The 22,934-nt window shown below is 54.1% G+C and carries 21 protein-coding genes and 1 tRNA gene; 5 read left to right on the top strand and 17 right to left on the bottom strand.

All coding sequences use genetic code 11. The annotated features are described in order from the left end of the window. The 9 genes from nusA to NP596_RS11360 form a co-directional block, all read right to left on the bottom strand. Nucleotides 1-763, bottom strand: a 763-nt coding sequence (gene nusA, locus NP596_RS11400; RefSeq protein WP_256615479.1) for a transcription termination/antitermination protein NusA, incomplete at its 3' end; no start/stop codon positions are given. Then, nucleotides 753-1,238 carry a ribosome maturation factor RimP gene (rimP, locus tag NP596_RS11395; protein ID WP_256615478.1) on the bottom strand — a complete coding sequence of 162 codons (486 nt, stop codon included), beginning with the start codon at nt 1,236-1,238 and terminating at the stop codon, nt 753-755. The genes rimP and nusA, both read right to left, overlap by 11 nt. A 137-nt stretch (nt 1,239-1,375) precedes the next feature. Then, a tRNA-Phe gene (locus NP596_RS11390) sits at nt 1,376-1,451 on the bottom strand. A gap of 159 nt (nt 1,452-1,610) precedes the next feature. Next, nucleotides 1,611-2,813, bottom strand: a complete 1,203-nt coding sequence (locus NP596_RS11385) for a TFIIB-type zinc ribbon-containing protein (protein ID WP_256615477.1) — start codon at nt 2,811-2,813, stop codon at nt 1,611-1,613. Next, nucleotides 2,814-3,911 (bottom strand): SPFH domain-containing protein, encoded by a 1,098-nt coding sequence (locus NP596_RS11380; protein WP_256615476.1) that lies wholly within the window; start codon nt 3,909-3,911, stop codon nt 2,814-2,816. Nucleotides 3,912-3,936: 25 nt separating this feature from the next. Continuing rightward, the gene (locus NP596_RS11375) at nt 3,937-5,106 is read right to left on the bottom strand and encodes a toxic anion resistance protein (RefSeq protein ID WP_256615475.1); all 1,170 of its coding nucleotides are present in this window, start codon (nt 5,104-5,106) and stop codon (nt 3,937-3,939) included. A gap of 31 nt (nt 5,107-5,137) precedes the next feature. Then, on the bottom strand, nt 5,138-5,995 hold the full coding sequence (locus tag NP596_RS11370; protein WP_256615474.1) for a 5-bromo-4-chloroindolyl phosphate hydrolysis family protein: 858 nt from the start codon (nt 5,993-5,995) through the stop codon (nt 5,138-5,140). A gap of 46 nt (nt 5,996-6,041) precedes the next feature. After that, a complete protein-coding gene (locus NP596_RS11365; protein ID WP_256615473.1) occupies nt 6,042-6,224 on the bottom strand; it encodes a hypothetical protein in 183 nt (60 codons plus the stop codon). A gap of 172 nt (nt 6,225-6,396) precedes the next feature. Then, nucleotides 6,397-8,367 (bottom strand): methyl-accepting chemotaxis protein, encoded by a 1,971-nt coding sequence (locus NP596_RS11360; protein ID WP_256615472.1) that lies wholly within the window; start codon nt 8,365-8,367, stop codon nt 6,397-6,399. Nucleotides 8,368-8,785: 418 nt separating this feature from the next. Between NP596_RS11360 and NP596_RS11355 the strand changes: the two genes are divergently transcribed. Genes NP596_RS11355 through NP596_RS11345 form a run of 3 tightly spaced genes read left to right on the top strand, consistent with a single transcriptional unit; the run spans nt 8,786 to nt 12,047 of the window. Beyond that, nucleotides 8,786-10,027 carry a hypothetical protein gene (locus NP596_RS11355; protein ID WP_256615471.1) on the top strand — a complete coding sequence of 414 codons (1,242 nt, stop codon included), beginning with the start codon at nt 8,786-8,788 and terminating at the stop codon, nt 10,025-10,027. Between the two features lie 2 nt (nt 10,028-10,029). Continuing rightward, on the top strand, nt 10,030-10,437 hold the full coding sequence (locus NP596_RS11350; protein ID WP_256615470.1) for a type 2 periplasmic-binding domain-containing protein: 408 nt from the start codon (nt 10,030-10,032) through the stop codon (nt 10,435-10,437). Beyond that, entirely contained in the window at nt 10,437-12,047 is a 1,611-nt protein-coding gene (locus NP596_RS11345) for a diguanylate cyclase domain-containing protein (protein ID WP_256615469.1), read from the top strand. The genes NP596_RS11350 and NP596_RS11345 overlap by 1 nt, the downstream gene beginning before the upstream one ends. A 201-nt stretch (nt 12,048-12,248) precedes the next feature. On the opposite strand, the gene NP596_RS11340 is transcribed toward NP596_RS11345, so the two are convergent. From NP596_RS11340 to fliK, 6 genes are all read right to left on the bottom strand, one after another. Further along, a complete protein-coding gene (locus tag NP596_RS11340; RefSeq protein ID WP_256615468.1) occupies nt 12,249-13,142 on the bottom strand; it encodes an NAD(P)-dependent methylenetetrahydromethanopterin dehydrogenase in 894 nt (297 codons plus the stop codon). Between the two features lie 148 nt (nt 13,143-13,290). Continuing rightward, nucleotides 13,291-13,995 (bottom strand): helix-turn-helix domain-containing protein, encoded by a 705-nt coding sequence (locus NP596_RS11335; RefSeq protein ID WP_256615467.1) that lies wholly within the window; start codon nt 13,993-13,995, stop codon nt 13,291-13,293. A gap of 3 nt (nt 13,996-13,998) precedes the next feature. Then, nucleotides 13,999-15,033, bottom strand: a complete 1,035-nt coding sequence (locus tag NP596_RS11330; RefSeq protein WP_256615466.1) for a class 1 fructose-bisphosphatase — start codon at nt 15,031-15,033, stop codon at nt 13,999-14,001. Nucleotides 15,034-15,048: 15 nt separating this feature from the next. Next, entirely contained in the window at nt 15,049-15,660 is a 612-nt protein-coding gene (locus NP596_RS11325) for a nitroreductase family protein (RefSeq protein WP_256615465.1), read from the bottom strand. Nucleotides 15,661-15,829: 169 nt separating this feature from the next. Next, nucleotides 15,830-16,759 (bottom strand): helix-turn-helix transcriptional regulator, encoded by a 930-nt coding sequence (locus tag NP596_RS11320; protein WP_256615464.1) that lies wholly within the window; start codon nt 16,757-16,759, stop codon nt 15,830-15,832. A gap of 283 nt (nt 16,760-17,042) precedes the next feature. Next, nucleotides 17,043-18,524 (bottom strand): flagellar hook-length control protein FliK, encoded by a 1,482-nt coding sequence (gene fliK, locus NP596_RS11315; protein ID WP_256615463.1) that lies wholly within the window; start codon nt 18,522-18,524, stop codon nt 17,043-17,045. 249 nt (nt 18,525-18,773) lie between these two features. Between fliK and NP596_RS11310 the strand changes: the two genes are divergently transcribed. Next, nucleotides 18,774-19,211 carry a YccF domain-containing protein gene (locus NP596_RS11310; protein ID WP_256615462.1) on the top strand — a complete coding sequence of 146 codons (438 nt, stop codon included), beginning with the start codon at nt 18,774-18,776 and terminating at the stop codon, nt 19,209-19,211. 319 nt (nt 19,212-19,530) lie between these two features. Here the strand turns inward: NP596_RS11310 and NP596_RS11305 are convergent, their stop codons facing one another. Together NP596_RS11305 and NP596_RS11300 are read right to left on the bottom strand one after the other, a co-directional pair. Then, nucleotides 19,531-21,381: an ATP-binding protein gene (locus tag NP596_RS11305; protein WP_256615461.1), complete on the bottom strand. Its 1,851-nt coding sequence runs from the start codon at nt 21,379-21,381 to the stop codon at nt 19,531-19,533. Next, a complete protein-coding gene (locus tag NP596_RS11300) occupies nt 21,378-22,445 on the bottom strand; it encodes an SIR2 family protein (protein WP_256615460.1) in 1,068 nt (355 codons plus the stop codon). The genes NP596_RS11305 and NP596_RS11300 overlap by 4 nt, the downstream gene beginning before the upstream one ends. Nucleotides 22,446-22,723: 278 nt before the next feature. Between NP596_RS11300 and NP596_RS11295 the strand changes: the two genes are divergently transcribed. Further along, nucleotides 22,724-22,934: hypothetical protein (locus NP596_RS11295; RefSeq protein WP_256615459.1), on the top strand; the 211-nt coding region annotated here is incomplete at its 3' end.

The following is a 22,934-nucleotide window of genomic DNA, read 5'->3' as shown; positions in this document are numbered from 1 at the left end:
GATCCAGACGCGGGTCGTTGGCTTTTACCGCAATTTTAGCGCGCGATCCCGGGTCGCGGGCGGCGGCAATGATGTCGATCAGGCCTTCGCCGACTTCGGGTACTTCCAGGCGGAACAGGGCAATCAGCAGTTCCGGCGCGGTGCGGCTGACAAACAGCTGCGGACCGCGCGGTTCGGAGCGCACATCTTTAAGATAGCCGCGTACCCGGTCGCCCATGCGGACTGATTCCCTGGGAATCATGTCTTCGCGGGCGATATAGGCTTCCACATGACCGCCCAAATCCAGATAAACGCTGCCTTTTTCCAGGCGTTTTACCACGCCGGTAATCAGTTCTCCCACCCGGTCCTGGTAGGCTTCGACGATTTTCTTGCGCTCGGCTTCGCGCACTTTTTGAATGATAACCTGTTTGGCGGTTTGTGCCGCAATGCGGCAAAACGCCACGGATTCGATTTCTTCCTCGACGTAATCGCCGACTTGAATGGCCGGGTTGTCTATCTGCGCCACTTCCTGCAAAACTTGCCAGCTGGGAAATTCCACGTCGCCGTTAATGTCCGCATTGGCGGCCACCACCAGCCAGCGGCGGTAAGTGACGTAATCGCCGGTCTGGCGATTGATGGCCACGCGTGCCTTGATGGGGTTTTCATAGCGCTTGACGGTCGCGGCTTCTAGGGCGGACTCAATGGCCTGAAAGATAATTTCCTTGTCGATTTCTTTTTCGTTAGCAAAAACATCCGCTACTAATAAAATTTCTTTATTTGCCACTACGTCCTCCTTTTTTGAGTAAATATTCCGGCACCAAACGTGCCTTGCTCATTGCTTGAAAGGGTACTTTAAGCGTCTGCTCGCCTTCCACTATCATGACAGCGTCACCGTCGACGGCCTGAATCAGGCCGGTAATCTTTCTGCGTTTATCGATGGGTTTGAAAAGGCTGACGTTGACGCTGCTGCCAATGTATTTTTCGAACTGGCTAAGTTTGAAAAACGGCCTGTCTTCGCCCGGCGAAGACACTTCCAGTTGGTATTCGCCTTGAATCGGATCTTCCACATCCAGCATGCCGCTCAGTTGATGGCTGACCTTGGTGCAGTCGTCCAATAAAATGCCGTTTTCGCTGTCGATGTAAATGCGCAGCATGCCATGCCGCGGGTGGGGGTTGTATTCAATCCCCACGCATTCGTAACCAAGACCTTCGACAATTGGTTCGATCAATGCCACCAAATGTTCTGGAGCCTGTTTCATTTCCGCTTCGCCTTTTAAAACACAAAAAAAAAGAGCCTCAGGCTCTTCCATAAACATCTATAAACCCAATGGACTTGTTAAAGCCCTTAAAACAAAAAACCCCATGAAGGGGCTCTTTGAAAAAAACCGGGTAAGCATGGTGCCCAGGGACAGAATCGAACTGTCGACACGAGGATTTTCAGTCCTCTGCTCTACCGACTGAGCTACCTGGGCATTTAGTTATTGCTTGTTGCTGACAGCAAGTAGTCAACAATCCGGCCATTGTACAGAATGAAATTGATTTAAGCAATTGCGATATGAGAATTTTATTGCCGCCTCGGCGGCATGCTCGGCGCGCGCCGGATTATTGCTTGGCGGCGGCGAATGGCGGTTTTAAATGGAATCGTAGTCGGGCGATTGCCGGTACGGGGAGGGGTGGACAGCCGCGGGACGGTTTTGCATGTTTTCCAAGGCGCCGGATTTTTCTAAATAATAGTAAATGCCTGCCGCCGACAGCAATGCGGCCAGGACGGCAAAAGCGATTTTCCAGATGCTGTAAGGCCGCTCGCCCCGCACTTTGCCGGTCCTGCCGTTAATCACAAAACGGTAGGATTTGTCCCGGTACCGAAATGCCGCCGACCAGACCGGCAGCAGGCAATGCTTGTAAGTGGTGCCGCTGTGATGGGTGTCGACCTGGTGAATCCTTTGATGATCGCCGCCGATGTCCCGGCAAATATCCAGATAGATTTGGTTATCCATCGCCTGCCGGGCCAGATCGAAGCCGTCGGCCAGTTCCACCTGATAATATTCGCTGCGAAAACCGCTTAAATAATTTTCGTCGTAGGGGATTAGTGCATGCAAATCCCAGGGTTGCAGGGCGTCCAGAATCTTGCGCGGCAAGGAATTACTGGCGCCCACCAGGACGTCATCGAAAAATCGTTGTACCCGGCCGCTGACCGGCGTCCAGCGTATCTTGGGCACTTGCCGGGTCTCGGTGACCACCCGGTTGTTTCTGACCACTTGCACCCGTTCCTGAACGTAATAGACGTCGCCGCGCTCGCCGCTGTAGGTGGTGGCGGTTTGGCTGTCGAAGGTCCAAAACGGCAGATAAACCCCGTTCAGTTTGGTGTTGCTACGGGCGTATTTTTTGACGGCGTTCGGTGCGAACCATAAGCCGGCGATCCATTGTTGAAAGCGTTGCCGGGCATTGGCTTCATCAATCCTGAACGGTAACAGGGATTTGGGTTGTATGGGTTTGATTTCTGCCGTGGCGGCGACAATCGGCGTACCGCAGAAAGGGCATTCGCCGGCGTGATTTTTGGCTTCAAACTGAAAACCGGCGCCGCATTCATTGCAATGGATGGTGGGCGCGGCTGCTGTCGTGGTTGGAGTTTGCGTCAATTGCCGCAAGGCTTGCCCGAGATCGTATTCTTCAATTGCTCCGCCGCGCAGCTCTATGACATTTTCAGTACCGCAATGCTCGCAAAGCAAATGCGTGCTGCCCGGCGCGTATTTCAGCACCGCCCCGCATTGCCTGCAGGGGAATTGCAGTGTGTTGGGCCGCTTGGGGTTTAAGGTCTTGAAAACGGCGGACATTTAATGTTTAGGCAGGGGCGGCGGCATATGCGCAAACGCTGCGGCAAGATCGGCGACCTTTTCCGCCGCCGTCCATTCCACCAGCGTCTCGGTCCACACCAGCGTGTTGCGGCCGACTTCGCCGGTTTTGATTTTTTCCCGCAATTGGCTTGAGTTGAACGGCCCTTGTTGCTGTCCGGCAATCGCCACAAAATACAGCGCCGTACCGGGTAACGGTGGCGGCGCGGCGGTTTGCGGTTGGTTTTGCGCCAGGTTTTGGCCGAGATTTTGCGCCATTGCAAAACCCATCCCCATGCCGATGCCTTCGCCGGCGCCGCCGGATGGATTATTCGCCGCCACCGCCAACGCTTCCGCGGCCTGGAATTGGGTATAACGGCCTAAATCGCCGATGATGCCCATGCTGGTGCGTTTGTCCAGCGCGGTTTCCACTTCGGGCGGCAGCGAGATGTTTTCCACCAGCATTTGCAGCACATCCAGGCCGTAAGCGGCGAATTCCGGGCGAATTTTTTGGGTGATAAAGTCGCCCAGTTCGTCGTAGTTGGCGGCCAGATCCAATAGCGGTATGCCCGATTCGCCCAGAATATCGGCAAAACGGGACACGATCAGATTGCGTAATTGGTCGCTGATATCGCCGGTTTGAAAGTGGCCGCCGGTGCCGACGATTTCTTTCAAGAAAGCCTGGGGTTCGCTGACGCGTAGCGTATAAGTGCCGAAGGCGCGCAGGCGTACCGGGCCGAATTCTTTGTCGCGCAGCATCAGCGGGTTTTTGGTGCCCCATTTCAAATCGGTAAACCGGCGCATGTTGATGAAATACACTTCGGCTTTAAATGGGCTGGAAAAACCGTGCGGCCAGCTTTGCAGCGTGGTCATGACCGGCATGTTGCGGGTTTCCAGCTGGTATAAACCGGGCTGGAAAACGTCGGCAAGCTGGCCTTCGTTGACTAAAATGGCGGTTTGCGATTCGCGCACCGTCAACATCGCGCCGTATTTGATTTCGTTGCCGTAACGTTCGAAGCGGTACACCATGGTGTTGGGTGAGTCGTCGGTCCATTCGATGACGTCGATAAACTCGCCGAACAGTTTGTCTAAAATCCCCACAGTCCTGTCTCCCAGTTTAATTTGCTTAGCCTTTGGCCGCTGCGCTGGCCCGGGCCGAAACCAGGGTCTTTCTTAATTCGTTTTCGCATTGCTGCAATTGCACGACCGCTTCGCTACGCATCTTTTTGCCTTGGTCGGCGATTTGCAGGCTTTCTTCGATAGTGTCGATCAGCGCCTGATTGGCTTGTTTTACCACCTCGATATCGAACACGCCGCGTTCCAGCTGTTTGCGGGTTTCGGCATTGGCCAATTTCAGATTTTCCGCGTTGGCGGCCAGCAAATCGTTGGTTAGGTCGGTTGCTGCCTTGACGGTTTCGGCGGCCTGCGAGGATCGGAATATCGTCACGGCCGTGGCCAGTTGTTGGCGCCACAACGGAATGGTGTTGACGATGGTGGAATTGATTTTATTGACCAGGCCTTTATCGTTCTCCTGTACCAAACGGATGCTGGGCAGGCTTTGCATGGCTACTTGGCGGGTCAGGCGCAGGTCGTGCACCCGCCGCTCCAGATCGTCGCGGACGGCCCGCAAATCGCGCAGATTTTGCGCCGCGAGGACTTCCTGGCTGGTTTCCGCAGCCGCGGCCAGCTCCGGTAGCACTTGGTTATCCAGCTCGCGCAACTTTTCGTCGCCGGCGGCAATGTAATCTTCCAGGGTATGGAAATAGTCCAGGTTGGCCTGATAGAGCCGGTCCAGCGAGGCGATATCGGTCAGCAGATTGGATTTATGTTTTTCCAGCTTGTCGGTGATGCTGTCGATCTGTTTGCGGACTTCTTCGTACTGCTGAATGAATTTCACCACCGGCTTGGCCTTGCCCAGCATTTTGGCGAAAAAACCGGGTTTTTTATTCGGGTCCAGTTCGTCGATGTCGAAGCCGCGAATCGTGGCGACCATATCGTTCAAATCCTGGCCCGCCGGGCCGGTATCCTTGTTCTTGACGCCTTCCAGCATACGGTCGGACACCGTGGTCAATTGTTCCTGGGCCTTGCTGCCGAAAAATAAAACCGACTGCGAATCCCGGATATCGATTTCCTGCAACAGCTGGCGGATTTTCAGCTGTTTTTCGGTCGGCGCATCGGCAAGGGCGACGATGTCGGTCTGCACGCCCGGCACGATTTCCTGTCCGGCGGATTGTTGGACAGCTTCCTTTAACGGTGCCTCGGCCAGTCGGGTGATCGATGTTTCTCGTGTGCTCATAACGGGTTTTTCCTGTAGTGAAAATGCCAAATCATAGGATGCCTTCGCGTTTGAGTTGCGCCGTCAACACCTCGATTTTGACGTCCAGATCAAACACATCGTCTTCCAGTAATTTTTGTTGCTGTTCCCGGAAGGCCGATTCGATGGCGTCCAGCGCCTGCCTGAAATTCTGTTCCAGCGCCTGCGAACCGGCTTGCCGGTGGGTGATGGCGTAGCCCTGGATAACCTGTTGCACGTTCTCCAGATACACGTTCAAAAACTTGCGCGCCCGGCGAATTCCGCGCGGGTCGGCTTCCAACTCGGCCACCACGCCTTCGGCAATCTCGCAGATTCCGGCTATGCGCCGGTTGAGCTCGGCGTGCGGAATGTTGCGGTTGCTTTGTTCGATGTCTTTAATAATCGCCAAGGCCGCGGCCAGGGTTTGTCTGATCTCTTCGCCCGAATAACCGTGCGCAGCCATAATGGGTTTGGATGAACGCCGGTCGAAGCCGTAGCTTAAATACATGCCCAAAAACGCCCCGCCGGCATAGAGTGCGGCCATTAACAGGCTTTGCCGCAGGCTTACAAATGCCAATAGCCCGGTTGTCGCCGCCACCAGACTGGCCGCACTTAATTTCAAGGGCCATTTCGATGCCCGAACCAGCCGGTCTTGCGGAGCGGGGTTTTCCGCTTGCAAACCGCGACGCAACCAGACGCCTGCCAGGCAATACAGCGCAAATGCGCCGGCATTGACCAGCACGGACGTCACATGGCCTTTGATTAGACCGAGCACGACGGCCGGAATCAACGCCAACGCCAGAACATATACCAACAGGCCGCGCGGCGAGTATTGCCGTAAAGCCTCGCCGGCAAAGCGTTTGGCCGATTTGAATTCAGGGACTTCTGGCATGGTGGCTACCGTGATGAATTGGGCATACCGGTCAGGGTAGGGCGGGTCATCGGGATTGGAAACCGGCCGCCGCGCTGACCGGCGCGGCTTTCAGCACGGATTGGCAGGTGGCCAAACCCATGGTCGACAGCAATAAAATAAACCCCAGCAATCTTAGGAAAAACTTGGACATGGCCGAATAAACCTTTTTTGCGATGAACAACGGCATCGGCAGGATGCTTGACAGCATGAATAATCAACCGACCCAGGAACAACGATACCACATTGACCGTTTTCGCAGAACAAGGCGCCGGTCTAATTTACCATAAGGCTCGGTACAGCCTTGGCTTCGCATATCGATATTCAGGCAGGTACAAGCGATAAACTTGCGGTCGTTTAAGCCGTCTTGCCGTCAAGGCGGCTCAAGCCAATTTGAACTTCACGATCAATTGGCGCAAGTTGTCGCAGACTCCGGCCAGGGACGACGCGCTGACGATATTGGTTTGCGCGGCTGCGGTGGTTTGCCTGGACAGCTCGGCGGTGTTTTCGAAGTTATGGGCCAGCTGTTCGGTCATCTGCAACTGTTCGACGGTTGCTTCGGCAATCCGCGCGCTCTTGCGGTAGGTCAGCTCCATGGACTGCTTGATGCCGTTGAATATGGCATCCACTTGTTGCATGGCCTGAGTGGTTTGATCGGCGGCTTTTTGCTGGTCGGTCATCAGTTCCACGGTCGAATGGGTGGCCTTGCCGAGTTTTTCCACCAAGGCTTGGATCTGGTTGGCCGATTGGGCGGTATTGCCGGCCAGGTTGCGCACTTCGTCGGCTACCACGGCGAAACCCCGGCCGTGTTCGCCGGCACGGGCGGCTTCAATGGCGGCGTTAAGCGCCAGCAAATTGGTCTGTTCGGCAAAACCTTGAATCATGCCCAGTACGCTTTCGATGGCTTTGGCATCGCGCTGCAGCTGCAGCAAGGCTTCGGCGGTATTGTCGATGACGCGGGCAAGATCGGCGACTTGCCGGTTGGTGTGGCCGATGTGGTCGACGCCTTGTTCGATCAGATTCTGCGCCGCCGTGGTGCTGGTTTGCGATTCGGCGGCATTTGCGGCCACGGCCTTGAACGAGAGAGATAACTCGTTCATCTGCCGGGCGGCCATTTCGGTGGCTTGCCGTTGATCGGCAATGATGTTGTTCAGATTGCGCGCCACCTGCTCGATATTGCCGCCGAAGTTGGCCAGAGTGGAAATTTCCCCATCTATATTGCCTATCAGCAATTTGAAGTAATCGTGCAGTTTTTTCAGCGAAGTTTCCAGTTGCTTGATTTCCGAGACCTTGCTTGCCAAGGCAATGGACGCGCTTAAGTCGCCGTTAGCCAACTTATCCACGTAATCGGTAACATGGCTGATGATAAGCGCCAGATGTTGTTTTATCGCCAGCATCAAGCCGCTCGCCAGCACGATCAACAGCATGCAGGCTGCCATGATCCCATACAGCAGGGTTTCGTAATATTGATACTCGCCATTGATTTCGCTTTGCAAGGTCTGCAGCTTTTGGTTGAAAACCTGCATTTGCCGGTTGATGTCGGCCTGCGTGTCGATCTTGTTGGCGACGATGTTGCCGGCGATATCCAAATCCTTTTGGTAGCGTTGTAACAGGGAGTGTATTTCGGCCAGGGGTTCCAGCGCCATGTCCTCGGCTTCCGCGCGCGGTCCGCTGTCGCCGAGCGTAAACATGGCTTCGTCGTTGGTTTGGGTTTGCATTACTCCGAGCAATGGCAACTGTTGCAATGCCGTTGCGCTGGCGTTAAGTTGCCGCAGATAGTTTTGCATGCTGTCGGGCTTGCCGGGGCCGGATTCGGAAAAATAACGCTGGCGCATTCCGGACAGGCCTTGCAGCGCCGATTGGGCTTGGCCGACCAGTAGCAGATAGGCGTGCCGCCGGTCGGCGGGCGCGCTGCCGGCGCGTTCGACATAGTCCAATAATGTCTGTAAATGCGCCGACACCTGCTTTTCGTTATTCAGCAATAACAGTTGCGGGTTGGCCAGTTTTCCGGCCGCCGCCAGTTTCGGCAAGGCCGTTTGCCGGATTTCGTTCAGCATTTGCGCAAGGGCGTTTTTTACCGTGTCCGAAAGCGCATCGTTGGCTTGCAGGCTATCTTTCAGCCGGTCCAGATTGCGTTCCAAATTGCTCAACAGGAGGGTATCGCCACTATACAGATAGGCATACACCGGTTGGTTGATGTCGTTGTAGATACGGTCCTTTTGTTGGCCGAAAAATTCGACCATTTTAAAAGCCTGGTTCAAATGGTTAAGCGACCAACTAACCGCGACTCCAAAGCTCATTAAAACCAACACTAAGGATAAGGTGACGAGTTTGGATATTTGCTGGATTTTCATGCCTCTGAGATCCCTTCGGGGTGAAAAGGCTTAATTTATTACGGAATTGTTACGGTTTGATTACGGCCCAAGGCCGGCCCGGCATTTTTTCCCGGTTTTGCGCCATATCCGGCATTCGAATGTTCCGATGGGCGTATCGGCGCATGCCGCTCAAATTGTGGAATCGGATTAACCGTAACATCGCAAATAAAAAGCCGTCGCGGCCCGCTGAGGCCGGATTGCCGGGCGGTTCCGCGCCAAGGGCGGTCGTTGCTCGGCCGCGGAACCGTGGTAATTTAATCGATAAAATATGCATTTTTCGGATAGCATAAAGCCGGAAATCGAATCAAGCCTGGAAAAATTTGCCGTTTTGCGGTTTGCTCCTGGTGGCGGGCCGCATGCCGTGAACCCGTTTTGGTGAAAAACGAGAACCTAAACTATGAATATCAACTACTCAGTAATCGCGGTATCCCTGTTTATGGCTGGAGCGACCGCGTTTGCCGAGGAAAGCAAGCCCGCGCTGTCGCTGAAGGGTTTCGGCACCTTGGGCGCCAGCGGTATGGATAACGATAGTTTGAAGTTCCGCCGCGACATCAAGCAGGGGCGTGGGGTGGACAGCGGCTGGGGGATAGACACCGATTCGCGTCTCGGTCTGCAAGTCGATGCGGATTTCGGCAACGCATGGCATGCGACCGTGCAATGGGTGGCACGCAATTATACCGGCGACTTCGTCGAACAAAATCTGGATTGGGCTTTTCTGCGCTGGCGGCCTCGGGATGACTTGGATATCCGCGCCGGACGGATGGGTTTTGACGTGTTTATGTTGTCGGAATACCGGGATGTCGGTTACGCCTATCCGTGGATTCGTCCTCCACACGAATTTTACGCCGGCTTGCCGGTTTACCATTTCGACGGCATGGACATCGCCCAAAAATTCGCGGTTGGCGAGGGGCAACTGACCGTCAAGGTGTTCGGCGGCTATAGCTTCAATCAGGTGCCTATCGGTTTGTCCGACCAAGCCGATCAGAGTTATACCTTGGCCGGCGTCAAGCTGGCCTACGAACAGGGCAACTGGAACGCCCGCATCGGCTATAACTATTCGCTGAATAATCTCGAACTTTCGACGTTGCACCCCCTGATGAATGCACTGAACGATCCGGCATTAGGCGCGGTTTGGCCCGACGCGTCAACGCTGGCCGGAAAAATGTCCAGCAAGGACAAGGCGGTACATTTCAGTTCCATCGGTCTAACCTACGACGACGGACAATGGCTGGCTCAAGCCGAAGGATCGTATATTCATTCGGAATTGGATGTCTACCGCAGCGTTGCCAGCGGCTATCTCAGCCTTGGGCGGCGGGTCGGGAAGGTCACCCTGTATACCTTGCTGGGCATCTCGGAAACATTGAACGACAGAACCAATGTTTCAACGCCGTTGGCCCCGGTCCCGGCGCTGCTGGAGTTGCGAAACGCCGCCGATCTGGCTTTGAACAGCAACGGCGTCGACCAGAAATCGGTATCCCTGGGCCTGCGCTGGGACGTTATCGAGAATGTCGACCTGAAGACCCAATGGAGCCATTACTGGCTGGGCAATAACGGCAGCGCATTGTGGCTGAGGCCGGCAACCGGCGCGGCGGCCGATTCGGTCAACGTTTGGTCCGTCGGCATGGATTTCATATTTTAAACATGAAAACCTTTCTTATCGCATTGCTGCTGGCCTGTGTCCCGGCGGTACGGGCCGAGATACTGGTGATAGGCCACGTCAAAAACGACATCGAAAATCTGACCGCCAAGCAAGTGCAGGACATATATCTGGGTCGCGGCCGCGTTTTACCCAACGGCAAATTCGCCTTGCCGATAGACCAGCCATCGCCCCTGCGCGCCGAGTTTTACGAAAAGCTGACCGGCCGGCCAGTGGAACAGATCAACGCCTATTGGGCGAGAATCATGTTTACCGGACAAGCATCCCCTCCCCAGCAACTGCCGAGCGACGATGCAGTGATGCAGACCGTGCGAGAAAACGAAGGCGCTATCGGCTATATCAATAAAACCAGCGTCGACAAAACCGTCCGCATACTGTTGGAATTGGACTGATGAGCCCCGGTAAAAAACGCTATCTGTACCATAAGCTGGCCAAGTCGGTATTTTGGGTGGCGCTGTTGTTCTCGGCTTGTACCTCGTTGTTGCTGTTCATCACCGAATTCAGGCGCTCCAGCGAAAAGACCGTGGTCATGATCAATCAACTGCTGGACACCGTGGAAAACACCGCGGCGGTCGCGGCGTATTCCAATAATCGCAGTATCGGCGAGGATGTGCTGGCGGGCCTGCTGCGCAACGACATTATCCATGAAGCCAAGCTGGAGAGCACTCAAGGCTTGGCTCTGACACAGGCACGCGGCACCGATGTGCCCAGGCAGGCCGAAATCAGCCGCACGCTGTATTCGCCGTTCGGGGACGGCGAGGTCATAGGCCGGCTGTCGGCGACGCCAGAAGCCCAATACAACCTTTTGGAGGCGAGGCACAGCGCCATGTTCAGCGCGTTGAATTCGTCCGCGCTGATCGGGCTTACCGCGCTGATTGTGTTGTTGATGGTACGTTCTTTATTGTCGCGGCCGCTGATGAAAGTGTCCGATACCCTGCATGCCATCAAGGCCGGCGAGCAGGAGCGCTTGGAACCGATGCCGGGCAATTACGACGAATTGAGCCGGTTGGTGGAAGACATCAATGGCTTGCTGGAAACCTTACAGGAAAAATTTAAATCCGAACACGCCCTGCGCGAGGAAATCGAGGCGATAGAACAACAGTTGCGCAATATCTTCGAGACCACCAGCGCCGGCATTTTTGTGCTGGACGAAGCCGGCAAGTTAAAAACCGCCAATCCGACCTTGAGTAAAGTCATTGCCCTGGAACAATTATCGACGGAAGCCTTGTTGGGGCGGGATTTCGCCGACTTGGCTTTCGCGGATCCGGATAGGGTGCGCGAACTGATTCGTTTGGCGGAAGAGCGCAAACAAACGGTCGCGCGGGATTTGCGCTTGAAAAATCTTGGTAACTGGGTACATTGCTTGCTGTCCCTGCAATCGTCGGTTTTGACCGGCAAGAATTTCGAGGGCGTGGTTTACGACATTACCGAGCGGGTGGCGGCTGAAACCAGCGTACGTCATGAAGCCGATCACGATTCGCTGACCGGTTTACTGCGCCGGCAAGCGGCCGACCGGAAATTGATCAGCCTGATGCGCGGCCAACGCGATCGGGACGATACTCTGGTTTTATGCCTGCTCGATCTGGATCGCTTCAAGGAAATCAACGATTCCCACGGCCACGATGCCGGCGACCGGGTATTGATCGAAGTTGCGGAACGCTTCCAAAGTTGCGTGCGCGCCAGCGACGTTGTCGCCAGATTGGGCGGCGACGAGTTTCTGATCGGGTTGGTGAACTGCGCGTCCCTGGACCACATCCGGCAAATCGCCGGAGACATCGTGACGTCGATTGGCCGGCCCATTCAGCTCCGGCCCGAGTTGAGCGTCGAAGTGGGCGTCAGTATCGGTATCTGCGTGGAGCAGGATAGCGGGCAAACCCTGGAAGCCATGTACAAGGCCGCCGATCAAGCCATGTACGAAGTTAAGCGCCAAGGCCGGAACGGTTTCGCGATAGTATTGGCGGACGGTACGATTGCCGTGGAAAAAATCGCCGGGAACGAGTAATAAGCAGCGCGCCGGCAATCTGTCGGGCAATAAAGCGGGCCGCTTTTTCGCGGCTCGGTTCTGCATGACCGGGGCGGCAAGCGCTCAACGGTCCGACAAATTGTTCGCGGTTTTATTGCCGGATCTTCCGTTGACGGGGCGCGGAGGCTGGTTGCATCGCCGGCCAGCCTCCGTAATTGTCGCCAATTCAATCCGGCGTAATTAAATTTGCACCGATAAGGCGTATTGGTAGGCTTCCGGAAAATCTATCAATGCCGCTTTTTCGGATTTTTGCATGATCTCGAACAAGCCGAATTGCACCTTGTATTTCATCTTGCCGATCGCCAGGGGGCCGATGCCGTTAAAGGTACAACCCGCCAGATCGGCCGGTTTATTCAAATCCTGCATGCCGATACCGGCAATGCCGCTGGGCGGTACGGCGTTGGTATCCACCGCCAGCAATAAGTTGCCGGCCTTGCCTAATTCGTTGGCGTCGAGAATCCTGACGCCGGCCCTGGCGGCGCACACCACCACTTCGGCGTCGCTCAAGACATCGATCTTTTCCTGTTGGGTCAAGGCGGAAGTCCAGGCCACGTTTACGCCGTAGCGCTCGCAGAAACGGCTGGCGATATGCGGGTCGTCGTCGGCGGTTAACTTGCATAAACGGGTTTCCGCGCCTTGTTGAGCGGCCAGTACGGCGGTGGATAAACCCACGGGACCCGTGCCGAATACGGCAATTTTGCGTCCCTTCAAGCCGGCGCCATGGGTTTCCCGCAACGCTTTTTCGATTAACGACACCACGCTGGCCGAGGTGGTGTAAGCGCCGTTGGGATCGGCAAACACGCCGACTTGGAAGTCGCCTACCATGGCTTTTTTGGCGTATTGAAACATGTCGGCGGCCAAGTGGACATCGCGGCCGCCGATAAATATGCCGGTATCGTTAAAACGCTTGGGCGGACGGGCGAAAATGGCGTCCTGAACCATATCCGCTACCTGGCTGGATTTGATGTTGGTGATCGGCAGGATTTGATTGTAGCCGGCATCGGCGGCAATCGTTACATCGAAAGGACTGATATTATCGGACGGCGTGAAAAAATATAAGATTCTGGAACCCATGCGTGGTACTCCCCATGTTTGGATGGCATTTGTTGTTGTCAGCGGCGTCAGTGCCTGGCGGACACTTTATAGTAACTGTTAGGGCCGCGCTACACCTTGCGGGTGTAGGTACGGCCGAGTTTGTGTTGCCGGTCACAAAAACGGGGCGTTAACCCAAAGGTTCCAGCAGGTTTTTCAACGAGTGCAGGTTTTTGATCTGGATAAAGCGGTTTTGCACCACGATCAGGCCATCATCCTGGAATTTTTTTAACAGGCGGCTGACGGTTTCCAGGGCCAGCCCCAAATGGTTGCCGATTTCCTGCCGAGTCAGCGACAGTTTGAATTCCGACGAAGAAAAACCGCGCCGTTTCAGGCGTTCGGACAGGCTGATCAGAAAATACGCCAGACGTTCTTCGGCGGGACGTTTGCTTAACACCAACTGGTTTCTATCCACCAGCATTTTTTCCCCGGAATGCCGAAACAATTCCCGGGTCAGACTGGGCAGGTTTTGAAACAGCTGGTCCATGTTGGCGGCCGGCAGTATGCAGAAAGTCATGGTTTCCAGCGCGATGGCCGCGCAGCCGTGCTTTTCGTCCGACAGGCCGTCGAAGCCCAGCAACTCGCCGGGCAGCAGGATGTTCAGAATATGCTCGTTGCCGTGATTATCGTTGGCGACCAGCTTGGCGCTGCCGGATTTGATGGCCAGGATGCCTTTAAAATTATCGCCTTCGCGGTAAATGAAATCGCCGCGTTGCAGGGTTTTACGGGCTTTGATGACCTGGCTGATGTTGTCGATTTCGGTTTGCGACAGTCCGCGCGGCAGGCAAATATTGTCTAAACTGCAATTGCTGCAGCTAACTTGGCTTAGAGTCACGTTCTATTCGGTTGTTGGTTGTTGATAATAGCCGATCAGGCGCTCGACTTCGCTCTTGGAACCGAAGATCAAGGGGACCCTTTGGTGGATGTCGTGCGGTTTGATGTCCAACACCCGTTCGGCGCCCGTGCTGCAAAGGCCGCCGGCTTGTTCGATGATAAAGGCCATGGGGTTGGCTTCGTACATCAGCCGCAGTTTGCCGGGCCGCTCCGGGTCGCGTAAATCGAACGGATACAGGAACACGCCGCCGCGGTTCAAAATACGGTAAACATCCGCCACCAACGAGGCTACCCAGCGCATGTTGAAGTTTTTGCCGCGCGGGCCTTCCACGCCGGCGATGCACTCGTCGATGTAGCGTTTGACCGGCGGTTCCCAGAAGCGCTGGTTGGACATGTTGATGGCGAATTCGCTGGTTTCCTCGGGGATACGCATGTTGCGGTGGGTCAGAATGAACTCACCGATGTCCTGGTCCAGGGTAAAGCCGTTGACGCCGTTACCGGTGGTCAATACCAGCATGGTGGAGGGGCCGTACAATACAAAGCCGGCGCAGACTTGTTCGGTGCCTTTACGCAGGAAGTCCTCGGTTTCCGGTTCCACGCCTTCCCGGCAACGCAACACCGAAAATATGGTGCCGACGGTCAGGTTGATGTCGATGTTGGACGAGCCGTCCAACGGGTCGAACAACACCAGATACTTGCCTTTGGGATATTGCTTGGGGATTTTGATCGGATCGTCGATTTCCTCCGAGGCCATGCCGCCCAAATGCCCGCCCCAATCCAGGGCCTTGACCATGATGTCGTTGGTGATGATGTCTAGCTTTTTCTGCACTTCGCCCTGCACGTTTTCCGATTCGGCGCTGCCGAGCACGCCGATCAGGGCGCCGCGGTTGACGCGGTGGGAAATCTGCTTGCAGGCGGTGACGATGTTATTCAGCAACAGCGTGAAGGTACCGGAGGCATCGGGCAGGCCGCGTTGCTGTTCGATAATGAATTGGGTTAGGGTGACTTGTTCGGTAGGACTTTTTGGGGTTTGAGTCATGGCGAATTTGTTGGGTTAAAGTGAATCGAAGCGGTCGGTGACGACGACTTCCCGCATGGCTAATTGACCGCCGCGCGGTTGGGCCGGTTGCAGGGCTTTGCCGATGGCTACGAACATGCTGATGACATGGTCTTGCGGCAGACGAATCAACTCGCCGACCGCCGCGAAATCGAAACCGTCCATCGGGCAGGCGTCGTAACCCATGGCTTTGGCGCTCAGCATCAAGGTTTGCGCGGCCATGCCGCAGGAGCGCATGGCTTCGTCGCGCTCGACCTGGGGCTTATCATGATAATAGTCATGTATGGCCGGCAGTAAAAAATCCTGGGTTGTTTGCGGGGCATTGCGCCAGTAGCGTTCGGGTTGTTTTTGCCAGGCCTTCAAGTCGGCGCATAGGATTATCAATAACGACGCGTCGGTGACTTGCGCCTGGTTCCAGGCGACTTGGCGAATGTGTTGGCGCAGTTCGGGGTCGCGGACCATGACGAAACGCCAGTGCTGAATATTGAAAGCGGTTGGGGACAACATGGCTAACGATATTAGCGATTCGACTTCTTGTTCGCTCAAGCGATGCGCCGGGTCGAATTGCTTGACGGAGCGGCGCGATTGAATGGCAAGTTGGGTGTCCATACACATCCTGATCTATAACGTTAAGGGTGGTCAGAGGTCTTCGCCGGCGTTGGCGGCGCTGTCTTATAAATTTGTCGCGGTTTGAACCAGGGGAAACGCAAATTCAGGCGGGTATTGTAACAAGATTAAACCGGTTAATGCTGACTGCCGCGCGTGTCGGCGCGGCTGTTTAGATTCGGCGGGACAGCTGTTTGGGGGGGAAACCGAAATACTTCGCGAATGCCGCGCTGAAATTGCCGGCGTAGGGGTAACCCACCGCTTCGGCGACCATCGCTACCGGATATTCCCGCGTAACTAACAAGCGGTGGGCATGCGCCATTCTGATGTCCAGCAACAGGGCATACGGCGTGGTATTGAAATGGATATGGAATAGTTGCTTGAGTTTGAACGGATTGGTACCCACCCGCTTGCTGAGCTCCGCCACGCTGGGCGGGTTTTTGAATTCCGCCGACAAAATGTCCCGCGCCCCTTCCGCAAGCCGTTTTTCATGGGCGGAAAGACGTGGGGATTGGGCTGGAGCAGCCGCGAGCAGATGGCCTAATTCGGTTGCCACAATAGACATGGCTTGTCCTTGTCTGAACAAAGCTTGGGCACCGGCGGGCAGAGGATTTTGCAGCAAGCCGCGGGCGGCCAGCAATGTGGTTGCCGCACTGGGGTGTTGGCTCACCACCTGCACGGCATTGAGTGCAAAACCGGCGGCAAAAGCGCCTACGCCGAAATAGCGTTCCAGCCAGGCTTGCGTCATTGAAAACCGCAGCTGGGTTACGGCCTGGCGGTCCTGGTATAGGCGGCTGCCTTCACTGGCGTTGAAGGTGGTAATGGTGCTGTAGCCGGACTTGAAGTCGATCGGGTTGCCGTGATTGTTCTGAAAGCGGGAATGCCCCGATAATGCCACCGTTAACACCATGCGAGGGACTTGTTGGGGCATTTGACTGAAAATCGCCAAATGGCGATTGGGGGTGTAGTGGGTTTCTATGTAGTTTAAGCCCGTATCCAGCGTAAACATTCTCGACCGGCAACAGCCGATGGCTTCCGGCAGGGTTTGGTCGTGGGCGTTATGTTCCGGCACGGCATGCCACTGCGCATCATCGTGGTTCATTCGCCACGGAGCTGCTGAATTTACTTGCATCTTAATTATCCTCGCTTGCATGTGCAGGGGAGGTAAGCAATAAACAGTCCTGATTTGCCGCAAGCCCGCGCGGCGGGATTTCAGCGGGCTCATAACGCTGCCGGGATATTTAAACTATGTTAAATGACCGGTTGGCGCCGGCGCGCCGCTTAAGATCTCCGGTTTTTCCCGCATTCATCCGTTTGCGGTAAAAAGCAGCCATGGCGATGTCGATTCCCGCCCCGCTAGATGCGGGACGTTTCGAACGCAGCCCTCAAACCTTTTCATTCAACAGATTAGCGACGGGCGTTTTAACGCTATCGGCTTGTTTGGGTTGGCCCTGGTGAGCTTCCATATAGCCGGCGGATAAACCGTTTTTCTCGAATTGCTGTTTCAAGTAGTCGAGGTGATCGTTGATTTTATCCACCGTATCGGCGGCTTCGCTCCAGAAGCGGGTGTTGACCGAACCGTCGTAACAAGTGACCCTGCAATGTATGGTGGCGAGGCCGGGCGGCGTGACGGTAATGTTGACGGCCCAGTTCTGTTGCTGATTTTCGCTGCCGCCGGCCTTGTCCTGTTCGATTTCCAATCTGACGCTATCGGCGTATTTGCCGTGAAAAAACGGCAATTCCAGGCTCCAGGCTTGCTTGGGCGATTCTTCCCTGGGCAGCGAGTTGAGTTGGTCCACAGTCAGCTTGGCCAGCGCGCCTTGGGCTTTTTGCAGACTGTCTTTCAGCAACTCCAGATTATCCTTGGTTTTGTCTTGGGTTTGGCCGGCCAGTTCCTGGTTCAGCTGCTGAATCAGTTTGTTCAGTTTGAGTTTGAAATCGTCCCGCAGGGACAGGTCCGATTTAGCCGATAATAATTCAAGCAGTTTGGCTTCCAGAAATAAACCGGATTGAGTGACCGCCCGTTTTAATTCCTCCGGTTGGTTCAACTGGGTTTTATTCGGTATGTTAAGCAGGATTTCCCGCGCCAACTGTTTCAGGGTTTCGGCGACGCTGGCATCGGCCTGTAACCGGGGCATGGCTTGTTGCAGTTGGTTTAGCAACGGTGCCGGCGTAGTTTGGATAGGCAACAATTGTTTTAACGCTTCAACAATCGCTTGTTCGCCGGCGGGGCCTGCCGGCATCAGGGAGAATTTAGGCCGGTCGCCGGTGTCGAGTACCTGTAAGGTAACTGGCGTGCCGGGTTTCAAGGCGGCCGTGTTCGGTTTTGCCTCGGCGGATGCGGCGTTGCCGGTTACTAACTGGCCGGTTTCCAACGTCAACCGCAAGGGTTGTTGGTTTGGCGCGGTACCGGTCGGCGGTAATTGCAAAGTCAGTTTGTCGCCCGACAGGTTGATGACGGTCGCTTGCAGTTGCTGGCCCCGGGCCAGTTGATTCGGGTTTTGATTCAGCGGCGGATTGGCGGGTGGCTGGAGATTGACCAGTTTTAACAAAGGCAGGTTGGCCGTTTGCGGCCGGTCGGGCGAGTCCGGGTTCGGTAACGGCGCCGCGATAATTTTAAATTCCGGGGTTGGCAGCAATTTAACGACTTGCAGTTTTAAGCTTTGGCCGGCTTGCAGCGCGATGGGTAGTTGGGCCTGCAGGTTGACGGTTTTATTATTGATTTTAACCGCCAGGGTATCCAGCATGATCTGCGTATCCACCACCTTGGCATCGACGATCTGGTCGATTTTCAAGTTGAGTCCGCCGGCCGCGACTTTGTTCAGAGTCGCCTGAATGTTGGCGCTTAACGGCGGATTGATGTCCATGGCACGGCTCTTAAATTGGCGAATATAAAGTCGGTAAATTACCATTGCGACGATGACTCGTGTTAGGCTTTGCACGGGCCGAACCAGTTCTTTCGCACCTAAATGGGGTCGTTACACCACAAGCCGTTTTACATGGAAGTTGTTCGAGAGGCTATTCGGTGGAAAGCAACGGACGTTCGTTAGGCAATAAGAAACTGTATATCACCCTATGCGGGAAGGTATACAGTTATTTGTACGGGTTATTAAAAAGTGCGTGCTATCGGTAATTTCTTTTGGTTTATTTTAGGCGGCCTCGTCATGGGGCTTGCCTGGTGGGTTGCCGGGATCATCTGCTTTTTGACTATTGTCGGCATTCCATGGGCGAAAGCGTGTTTCGTTATCGGCCAGTTTTCATTTTTTCCGTTTGGAAAAGAAGCAATAAACAGAAAGTCGCTTAATCAAGAAGACGATATCGGTACGGGCGTGCTGGGCATGATTGGTAATGTAATCTGGTTCGTCTTCGCAGGCGTATGGTTAGCCATGGGACACATCATGTCTGCTTTGGCGTGTTTCGTAACGATAATTGGCATACCTTTTGGCATACAGCATCTGAAGCTTGCGGTAATAGCGATAGCGCCAATTGGGCAAACAATTGTAAGCTCCGAGAACGCGGTCATGGCGAGGAGCGAGAAGTGGCGGAAGCGTTAGATGGGTAAAACGGTGTTGGATGGTAAATGTACAAACGTTTTTTATGCATTCCTGACGAAGCGTACGCGGTTATCCAAGATAATAAATACATTTGAATCGCAGGTATCCACCCCTTCTTGCCGGTCGCGTTTCTCCAAACCGGCCAGTCGGCAAATCCGGATTTTTGGAACGGGAGGGTTACAAAGCAGTCTTTGGCGACCACATCTAACGGCCACTTTGCGACATTCAAGAATTTCAACATATGGCGGTTGCAAAACAGAAAGCTGTCGTTCAACGCAGGTTTGGGCGCTTTAAGTGCAATCAAGATAAGAATATAAGTTTATCCTGCCATTCGATTGGCGATCTTTGCGATTTCAGCCTCGGTTAAACGATCCAGAGTCCAGCCCTTCGCAAATTTTGCAGTCTCCGACTTTGGAAGTTGGTGCTCTGTAAGATCACGAATTCGAACCCTTGCAGGCATTGATGCACCCTCCCCAACAAAGATCGCCTCTTGCTGAGCGAGATTCGGCAAAGCTTTCGTCATTCCAGACAGGCCATCCGGCAAGAAACGAGAAACATGTTGTTGGTCTGCTGCATTAGTAAGCCTCAAAACGAGCCAAGTCCCACACTGGGAAATCACTGTGCTTTCAACGTCTGCAGGTCTTTGGCTAACGAGCATTAACCCAATTCCATATTTTCGCCCTTCACGAGCAATCCGTCGTATAGCTGTTTGTGCCGCTGCATATTCGGCCTCACCTCTGTCGGGCACATATCGATGAGCTTCTTCACAAACAAGAACAATTGGGTCTCGACTTCTCTCGTCAGATGTTTGGTAAACCTTATACTGAAATAATAGACGGGCTAACATGGCTGCAAGTGGTCCAGCTACTTCATTTGGAAGCCCCGAAATATCTAGAATTCGAATATCTTGATCGACACCACCGTCACCTTTGATCTGTCCGACCAACTGGGCAATAATGTGCTCAAGCGAAGGACTCTGGTCGTTCCAGTCCCGCATCATGAAACGAATCCGTGGATCACGTCTCAATACTGAGAGTTTATCCAAGATAGATTTAAATTTGGTTGCGAAATCAGAAGCCGTAACACTCTGAAGTTGGTTACCCTGAACGCGAGCTGCCTGCAAATAAAAAATGTTGTTGTAAAACTCTTCAAGGCTAAATGGCCGTGGTTTATCGTGATCAAATTCAATCAATTGTTCATGCGTCACTCCCTCTCTTGGCCTTGGCGCATCATGGTCAAGGCCATCGGTAGGTGCAGCTCCACCATATGCAGTCGGCGAAGGATCAACAAGGCTCGCCGCAACCATGCGGGCGTAGGTAATTGCCTTGTAGACGATATTATTCTGGGAAGTCGCTTCCTGCTCAGTTTTCCCAATGACCAACGTTCTGAATTCGTCAGCCGACATCAGCCAGTAAGGCAGGCTAATCGGAGAGCCGTTTGTCTCATCGTTTCCGAGTGGGTCGTAAGCACGATAAACGATCGCACGCTCCTTGAATGCGTGCCCATATTCTCCATGGGGATCAATGACAAGTATTCGTGGATGACAGGCTTTATCCGGCTCTGGTTTGTGATCCAGCATGCTGTGAAGTAAGGCAGCAACTGCTCCAGACTTTCCCGACCCGGTTGAGCCGAGCACTGCGCAATGCATGCCAAGCATTTTATCCACGTTTGCCCGACAGATGGCATTGTCTGCGCCGATGTAATGAGCAAATGGAACGAGTGGGCTATATTCGCCATCATTTTGCTGCCCTTCAGCGGCAGAATAAATCTGAATTGTCTCTTCGCGAGTGAGCAGGTGCACGCTTTGGCGGGGCAGCGGATAAGTCGTAACGCCTCGGACGAACCGAAGTTTCTGGTCTGCTGCGTTCCAGACCCCTTCGGCAAACAGTTCGACCTCCATCAGTCGTTGGTCAGCATCCGGCGGAATGGGCTTCCCGATCTCAAGCAACTCCTCGGAACGCATACGCAATAAAGTCACAAAGCCGAACACTAGACGTCTTCCGAAATGGACTTTGACGATGCTTCCGATCTGTCCTATGGGATAGACACGCCCTTCGTAAGTTCGGGTAAGCTCCGTGACATCGCCCGATAACTCTACACGAATCGTAGTTCCAGACACTTCGACGATGTGCCCGATCTTGAGGTCGGAAATAAGATCAAATGTATTCATAGCGCGCATGCCTCCGCTCCGCTGTTTAGCATTTTGGTGACTCCAGCAAATGTCCACCAATCTCGTTTTGCTGAGGCAGTCGGAGGTGAATGAGGGCCGTCCGTACCGACATACAAGCCATCTCCAGTAATCGCATAGACTCGCTTGCCCCAAGGCCTTGTCCTCCACCTTTCAAGAGTGGAATTGAGGCTCGGAGCGAAGGCGAGAACTGTTGTTTTGTTTTCCGGGCGTTGAAGCGCTAGTTCAATCTCTTGGTTAATGTGCTCGTCCCCAAAGCTGTATCCGCAGGTTGCAAGAACATTCTCCTCCCTCTCTCCAAGTGATCGGCGAAAAAGGTCAAATTGCGCCGCGAAGGGGTCCCGCTGAGTTGCAAGGTATTTGGTCGATTGCGGATAGATGAGAACACGAGAAATCTTCTTCGGATAAAGATCGCCGTCGCGAACTCGCCAGACACGATCATCTTCTCCCAAATGCCAATCGATCGATCCGTGAAGCTTGATTACATGGGCACGATCTCTGAGGTTCGGCTCTTCGTCTCCATATCTATGGCTTCGATACGCGACCGCACCACCTGAGAAGCCGTCCCAATATGAGAATCCACCTAGAGCAAGCGCATCTTCAAGGAGCGTATCATAGTTGGTAGTGAATAATCGGACAGCTCTCCGACGCTCGGCGATACCTGCTTGGCTTCGATTGAAGATGGCAGAGACGAATGCTGAATGATTTTCGATGGTGACGATCCGTTTCTCAAGAGTTCCGATGTCCTCCGGAGTTCCATCAGGTTTAGCGGGCTTGTATCCCCATCGAATGGTCTCAGCAATCCATGTCAGAATCCTTTGGTGAAGCTCATCTAGGCTATCTACCGGGAGAATTACGCCGTCGAATGTTACGGATTTTTCCTTGGATCGATCGGCAATCGCGCGGTGATCGCCAAGCTGACTCAAGATGTGCTCGATATGCGAATTGTCAGAAAGCTGACTTTTGACATGCTCGAGAACCTTGATGTCGTTTGGCACTCCTTCCGTTTTTGCCCTTGCAAATACACGATCCGTTAATGGCCACATAAGTGGAATTCCGGCGTCAAGACTGATTCCAGCGCCGAACAACCACGACTGATTGCTCGCTGCCAGGAGATTGTCTAGTTGGATTAGGGTGTCATTTGTTGCAGGGTTCATAGTGCTAAATATCTCCTTTGTATTGCATTTTGACTGCTAGATCCTAAGCCCTGATATTCTGTAGCCTACTCCATGTTCCGCGGGTTGTGGGTTTCCGATGAAGTTTTGAATGACGGGATTTAGTGCGACTGAGTCTAACTCCAAATTTAATTCAACACCATGACAACATGATACACAGTAGCATTTTCTATTGGAAAATCTATGGGCACCAAGTAAGAGCGACTGGTAAAGTGCCGGTTGCAGCCATTCAGCAATTTGGAGCGCCGTCAGAAAAGGGTCGTAGCCCGTCGTCAGGACGGTACAGCAACTTTATCGAAAGTGGCGTGGCTTTTAATCGGAATCGGCGGCCGGTTTGGCGTAATTTCAACCGAACCGGCC

Source organism: Methylomonas rivi, assembly GCF_024505165.1.
Taxonomy (GTDB): domain Bacteria; phylum Pseudomonadota; class Gammaproteobacteria; order Methylococcales; family Methylomonadaceae; genus Methylomonas; species Methylomonas rivi.
The sequence above is the reverse complement of the archived record's forward strand: the minus strand, read 5'-3'. Positions and strand labels throughout refer to the sequence as shown.

Excerpts from the sequence above, each read along its gene's own strand:
- rimP (WP_256615478.1), bottom strand. The coding sequence starts at position 1,238 with ATGAAACAGGCTCCAGAACATTTGGTGGCATTGATCGAACCAATTGTC.
- NP596_RS11385 (WP_256615477.1), bottom strand. The coding sequence starts at position 2,813 with ATGTCCGCCGTTTTCAAGACCTTAAACCCCAAGCGGCCCAACACACTG.
- NP596_RS11375 (WP_256615475.1), bottom strand. The coding sequence starts at position 5,106 with ATGAGCACACGAGAAACATCGATCACCCGACTGGCCGAGGCACCGTTA.
- NP596_RS11370 (WP_256615474.1), bottom strand. The coding sequence starts at position 5,995 with ATGCCAGAAGTCCCTGAATTCAAATCGGCCAAACGCTTTGCCGGCGAG.
- NP596_RS11365 (WP_256615473.1), bottom strand. The coding sequence starts at position 6,224 with ATGCTGTCAAGCATCCTGCCGATGCCGTTGTTCATCGCAAAAAAGGTT.
- NP596_RS11360 (WP_256615472.1), bottom strand. The coding sequence starts at position 8,367 with ATGAAAATCCAGCAAATATCCAAACTCGTCACCTTATCCTTAGTGTTG.
- NP596_RS11355 (WP_256615471.1), top strand. The coding sequence starts at position 8,786 with ATGAATATCAACTACTCAGTAATCGCGGTATCCCTGTTTATGGCTGGA.
- NP596_RS11350 (WP_256615470.1), top strand. The coding sequence starts at position 10,030 with ATGAAAACCTTTCTTATCGCATTGCTGCTGGCCTGTGTCCCGGCGGTA.
- NP596_RS11345 (WP_256615469.1), top strand. The coding sequence starts at position 10,437 with ATGAGCCCCGGTAAAAAACGCTATCTGTACCATAAGCTGGCCAAGTCG.
- NP596_RS11340 (WP_256615468.1), bottom strand. The coding sequence starts at position 13,142 with ATGGGTTCCAGAATCTTATATTTTTTCACGCCGTCCGATAATATCAGT.
- NP596_RS11330 (WP_256615466.1), bottom strand. The coding sequence starts at position 15,033 with ATGACTCAAACCCCAAAAAGTCCTACCGAACAAGTCACCCTAACCCAA.
- NP596_RS11325 (WP_256615465.1), bottom strand. The coding sequence starts at position 15,660 with ATGGACACCCAACTTGCCATTCAATCGCGCCGCTCCGTCAAGCAATTC.
- NP596_RS11320 (WP_256615464.1), bottom strand. The coding sequence starts at position 16,759 with ATGAACCACGATGATGCGCAGTGGCATGCCGTGCCGGAACATAACGCC.
- fliK (WP_256615463.1), bottom strand. The coding sequence starts at position 18,524 with ATGGACATCAATCCGCCGTTAAGCGCCAACATTCAGGCGACTCTGAAC.
- NP596_RS11305 (WP_256615461.1), bottom strand. The coding sequence starts at position 21,381 with ATGAATACATTTGATCTTATTTCCGACCTCAAGATCGGGCACATCGTC.
- NP596_RS11300 (WP_256615460.1), bottom strand. The coding sequence starts at position 22,445 with ATGTGGCCATTAACGGATCGTGTATTTGCAAGGGCAAAAACGGAAGGA.